Source organism: Actinomyces oris (genome assembly GCF_001937445.1).
GTDB lineage: Bacteria > Actinomycetota > Actinomycetes > Actinomycetales > Actinomycetaceae > Actinomyces > Actinomyces acetigenes.
The window spans coordinates 1-5,844 of the sequence record NZ_MSKS01000054.1; the positions used below are offsets into that span (position 1 = coordinate 1).

Annotated in this window: 3 rRNA genes; all 3 read left to right on the forward strand. The window is 58.9% G+C overall.

Going from position 1 to position 5,844, the window contains the following annotated elements:
• Positions 1–232 precede the first annotated feature (232 nt).
• The 3 genes from BKH20_RS12710 (at position 233) to rrf (ending at position 5,722) form a co-directional block, all read left to right on the forward strand.
• Positions 233–1,790 (forward strand): 16S ribosomal RNA (locus BKH20_RS12710).
• A gap of 420 nt (positions 1,791–2,210) precedes the next feature.
• Positions 2,211–5,400 (forward strand): 23S ribosomal RNA (locus BKH20_RS12715).
• A gap of 204 nt (positions 5,401–5,604) precedes the next feature.
• Positions 5,605–5,722 (forward strand): 5S ribosomal RNA (gene rrf, locus BKH20_RS12720).
• The 16S, 23S and 5S rRNA genes sit together here, the layout of an rRNA operon.
• Positions 5,723–5,844: the final 122 nt, after the last annotated feature.

Below are 5,844 nucleotides of genomic sequence, written 5' to 3' on the forward strand. Positions count from 1 at the left end.
TGGGTGTGTTGTTTGAGAACTCGATAGTGTGTCATGTTTTTTATGCCATTGCCCTGGGGGCTGCGCATGATTTTGGTTGTGTGTGGTTTTTGGGGTTTGTTTTGTTTTGGTTTGCCTGGTCCTCATTTGTGTGGGGGTTGGGTTGGGCCTTGGTCTGGTTTTCTGGGCTGTTTGTACTGACTTTGGGTTCTGGCTGGCTGTTTGTGGTTGGTTGGGGCTTGTTTGTTGGTTTTGTTTGGAGAGTTTGATCCTGGCTCAGGACGAACGCTGGCGGCGTGCTTAACACATGCAAGTCGAACGGTGAAGCGCCTTCCTTTTTGGTGGGTGTGGATGAGTGGCGAACGGGTGAGTAACACGTGAGTAACCTGCCCCCTTCTTCTGGATAACCGCATGAAAGTGTGGCTAATACGGGATATTCTGGGTCTGTCGCATGATGGGTCTGGGAAAGATTGCGCCTTTTGGGTGTTTTTGGTGGGGGATGGGCTCGCGGCCTATCAGCTTGTTGGTGGGGTGATGGCCTACCAAGGCGGTGACGGGTAGCCGGCCTGAGAGGGTGGACGGTCACACTGGGACTGAGACACGGCCCAGACTCCTACGGGAGGCAGCAGTGGGGAATATTGCACAATGGGCGCAAGCCTGATGCAGCGACGCCGCGTGAGGGATGGAGGCCTTCGGGTTGTGAACCTCTTTCGCCAGTGAAGCAGGCCTGCCCCTTGGTGGGTGGGTTGACGGTAGCTGGATAAGAAGCGCCGGCTAACTACGTGCCAGCAGCCGCGGTAATACGTAGGGCGCGAGCGTTGTCCGGAATTATTGGGCGTAAAGAGCTCGTAGGCGGCTGGTCGCGTCTGTCGTGAAATCCTCTGGCTTAACTGGGGGCTTGCGGTGGGTACGGGCCGGCTTGAGTGCGGTAGGGGAGGCTGGAACTCCTGGTGTAGCGGTGGAATGCGCAGATATCAGGAAGAACACCGGTGGCGAAGGCGGGTCTCTGGGCCGTTACTGACGCTGAGGAGCGAAAGCGTGGGGAGCGAACAGGATTAGATACCCTGGTAGTCCACGCCGTAAACGTTGGGCACTAGGTGTGGGGGGCCTTTTCCGGGTTTTCCGCGCCGTAGCTAACGCATTAAGTGCCCCGCCTGGGGAGTACGGCCGCAAGGCTAAAACTCAAAGGAATTGACGGGGGCCCGCACAAGCGGCGGAGCATGCGGATTAATTCGATGCAACGCGAAGAACCTTACCAAGGCTTGACATGTGCCGGTCGGCTCCGGAGACGGGGTTTCCTCCTTGTGGGGCCGGTTCACAGGTGGTGCATGGTTGTCGTCAGCTCGTGTCGTGAGATGTTGGGTTAAGTCCCGCAACGAGCGCAACCCTTGTCTCGTGTTGCCAGCACGTTGTGGTGGGGACTCGCGGGAGACTGCCGGGGTCAACTCGGAGGAAGGTGGGGATGACGTCAAATCATCATGCCCCTTATGTCTTGGGCTTCACGCATGCTACAATGGCCGGTACAGAGGGCTGCGATACTGTGAGGTGGAGCGAATCCCTTAAAGCCGGTCTCAGTTCGGATCGGTGTCTGCAACTCGACACCGTGAAGTTGGAGTCGCTAGTAATCGCAGATCAGCAACGCTGCGGTGAATACGTTCTCGGGCCTTGTACACACCGCCCGTCACGTCATGAAAGTCGGCAACACCCGAAGCCCGTGGCCTTACGGGGAGCGGTCGAAGGTGGGGCTGGTGATTGGGACGAAGTCGTAACAAGGTAGCCGTACCGGAAGGTGCGGCTGGATCACCTCCTTTCTAAGGATTGGTTATGTGTGGGGTGTGGTCCCCTGGTCGTGGTTGTCTGGGCCGTGTGGGTCTGGGCGGGCCTGGGGGCTTGCCTCGCGGAGGGCTGGGCGGCCGGTCGTGTCTCGTGGGATGTGTTCTCGCGGGGGTGGTTGGCTTGTCTGGTGCTGGCATGAGAGACGCGCCTGCTGCTGGTGGGCTGCTGCGGCCTTGTGGTTGTGGTGGTTGGCTGGTGGTGGGTGTCCCTGCGTGGTGTGGGGGTGGCATGCTGTCGGGGTTCTGGGGTAGTGCGCCCTGGTTGCCTGACCTGTCTGGGGCTCCTGATTTGTTGGGGGTTGTGGGTGGGTGTGGGTGGGTTGGTTGTGAACTGTATAGTGGACGCGAGCATCTTACTGTTTGTTTTCTGCGACAGATTGTTTTGTTGTGGTGTTTTGTTGTTTGTTGTTTTGAGCGTTCGGTGGATGCCTTGGCATCAGGGGCCGATGAAGGACGTGGTGGCCTGCGATATTCCTCGGGGAGCCGGCTGGCGGGCTGTGATCCGAGGGTTTCCGAATGGGGGGACCCGGCACGAGTTATGTCGTGTCACCTGCATCTGAATTGTATAGGGTGTGGGGGGTGACGCGGGGAAGTGAAACATCTTAGTACCCGTAGGAGTAGATATTCCGTGAGTAGTGGCGAGCGAAAGCGGATGATGGTTAAACCGTGTGCGTGTGATACTCGGCAGGGGTTGCGTGTGCGGGGTTGTGGGGCTGTCCTGTTTCTCTTCTGCCGGAGAGGGGGCGCGTGTGCTGGCCGGTAGCTGAATCGTCTGGGAAGGCGTGGCGTAGTGGGTGATACCCCCGTAGGCGGAACTGGTTGGTGCGTGTCTGGGATGGTGCCCGAGTAGCACGGGGCTCGTGGAATCCTGTGTGAATCTGCCAAGACCACTTGGCTGCCTGAATACCTCCTGATGACCGATAGTGGATAGTACCGTGAGGGAATGGTGAAAAGTACCCCGGGAGGGGAGTGAAATAGTACCTGAAACCGGGCGCTTGCAAGCCGTCAGAGCCTCCACGCACCTTGTGTGTGGGGGTGGTGGCGTGCCTTTTGAAGAATGAGCCTGCGAGTCAGTGGCGTGTCGCGAGGTTAACCCGTGTGGGGTAGTCGTAGCGAGAGCGAGTCCGAAGAGGGCGATTGTAGTGGCGCGTTCTGGACCCGAAGCGGGGTGATCTACCCATGGCCAGGTTGAAGCACGTGTAAGAGCGTGTGGAGGACCGAACCCACCTAGGTTGAAAACTGGGGGGATGAGCTGTGGGTAGGGGTGAAAGGCCAATCAAACTCCGTGATAGCTGGTTCTCCCCGAAATGCATTTAGGTGCAGCGTTGCGTGTTGCCCGGCGGAGGTAGAGCTACTGGGTGGCTGATGGGCCCCACAGGGTTACTGACGTCAACCAAACTCCGAATGCCGCCTGGGTTGTAGCGTGGCAGTGAGACTGCGGGGGATAAGCTCCGTGGTCGAGAGGGAAACAGCCCAGATCGCCGGCTAAGGCCCCTAAGCGTGTGCTAAGTGGGAAAGGATGTGCGGTCGCGCAGACAACCAGGAGGTTGGCTTAGAAGCAGCCATCCTTGAAAGAGTGCGTAATAGCTCACTGGTCAAGTGATCGTGCGCCGACAATGTAGCGGGGCTCAAGCACACCGCCGAAGCCGCGGACCCATGACATGGTTCCCTTCACCGTCCGGCTTGCCCGGGTGGTGGCAGGGGTTGTGGGTGGTAGGGGAGCGTCCTGCACCGGGGGAAGCCTGTGGGTGACTGCTGGTGGACGGTGTGGGAGTGAGAATGCAGGCATGAGTAGCGATACTAGGGTGAGAAGCCCTAGCGCCGAATGACCAAGGGTTCCAGGGCCAGGCTAGTCCGCCCTGGGTGAGTCGGGACCTAAGGCGAGGCCGACAGGCGTAGTCGATGGATGACGGGTTGATATTCCCGTACCGGTGAAGCACCGCCCATGCTGACGTGCGGGTGCTAACCCACGCCCAGCCACCATATAGGCCGCGCCTACTCCTTTCGGGGGGTGGTGTGGTTGTGGTGGTGGGGTCTGGGGGTCCTCCGTGCAGGTAGGCAAGCGTGTTAACAGGGGTGACGCACAGTGGTAGCCCGGCGGACCTGATGGCTTGGTCCGTTCAAGCGCGCAGCCCGTCCTCCAGGTAAATCCGGGGGGCAGCCCATTAGGTTGGGTGGGGTGAGGCGTGATGGTGACCCCGCTTCTGGTGGGGGATAACAGGGTGATCCTGGGGTGCCGAGAAAAGCCTCGACGCGATGGTGCTAGCCGCCCGTACCCTAAACCGACACAGGTGGTCGGGCAGAGTATGCCTAGGCGCACGAGTGAATCATGGTTAAGGAACTCGGCAAAATGCCCCCGTAACTTCGGGAGAAGGGGGGCCTGATCCTTGAAGCCCCGTCGCGGGCTAGGGGGGAGGGTCGCAGAGGCCAGGGGGAAGCGACTGTTTACTAAAAACACAGGTCTGTGCGAAGCTGTAAGGCGATGTATACGGACTGACGCCTGCCCGGTGCTGGAAGGTTAAGAGGAACCATCAACCCTCCTTGTGGGGGTGAAGTGGTGAATTTAAGCCCCAGTAAACGGCGGTGGTAACTATAACCATCCTAAGGTAGCGAAATTCCTTGTCGGGTAAGTTCCGACCTGCACGAATGGCGTAACGACTTCCCCGCTGTCTCAACCATGAGCTCGGCGAAATTGCAGTACGAGTAAAGATGCTCGTTTCGCGCAGAAGGACGGAAAGACCCCGGGACCTTTACTATAGCTTGGTATTGGCGCCCGCTATAGCTTGTGCAGGATAGGTGGGAGACTGTGAAGCTGTCACGCTAGTGGTGGTGGAGTCGTCGTTGAAATACCACTCTGGTTATGGCGTGCGCCTGAACCTGGGCCCGTGATCCGGGTTAGGGACAGTGCCTGGTGGGTAGTTTAACTGGGGCGGTTGCCTCCTAAAGTGTAACGGAGGCGCTCAAAGGTTCCCTCGGCCTGGTCGGTAACCAGGTGTTGAGTGTAAGTGCACAAGGGAGCTTGACTGTGAGACTGACGGGTCGAGCAGGTACGAAAGTAGGAACTAGTGATCCGGCGATCCCGTGTGGGTGGGTCGTCGCTCAACGGATAAAAGGTACCCCGGGGATAACAGGCTGATCCTGCCCAAGAGTCCATATCGACGGCATGGTTTGGCACCTCGATGTCGGCTCGTCGCATCCTGGGGCTGGAGCAGGTCCCAAGGGTTGGGCTGTTCGCCCATTAAAGCGGTACGCGAGCTGGGTTTAGAACGTCGTGAGACAGTTCGGTCCCTATCCTCTGCGCGCGTTGGAGACTTGAGGAGGCCTGTCCCTAGTACGAGAGGACCGGGACGGACGAACCTCTGGTGTGCCAGTTGTCCTGCCTGGGGCACGGCTGGTTGGCTACGTTCGGGAAGGGTAACCGCTGAAAGCATCTAAGCGGGAAACCATCTTCAAGATGAGGTCTCCACAGGAAGGACTTGTCCTTTTTGGTAGGCTCCCAGTAGATGACTGGGTTGATAGGCTAGGAGTGGAAGACCGGTAACGGTTTGGAGCTGACTGGTACTAATAAGCCGATACAAACAACAACACCCCCCACACCATCAGGTGAAACCAGCGGGGCGAGCACAGTTAAGAAGCGTAGTAGCGTCCACTATACGGTCCACACCCAACCCAGCCACCAGGCCACACACGCGCGTCGTGTGTGGTGTGGGTGGGCGGCTGGAGACGGATAATTTGATAGCGTCCAACACGCAGACGATGATGGTCTATTGTGCACTGCCCGTGTAGTCGTCTCGGTGGTCATAGCGGCAGGGAGACGCCCGGCACCCATTCCGAACCCGGAAGCTAAGCCTGACAGCGCCGATGGTACTGCACCCGCCAGGGTGTGGGAGAGTAGGACACCACCGAGCACAAACCCACTGGTTCAGCCCCCGAGGGGACTCCATGACGGAGCACCCCCAGGGGGCTGAATCTGTTTCTGTGGGGCGCTCGTCTCACCTCTCGATCGTCAAGAAACGGTACGGCCGCCCGT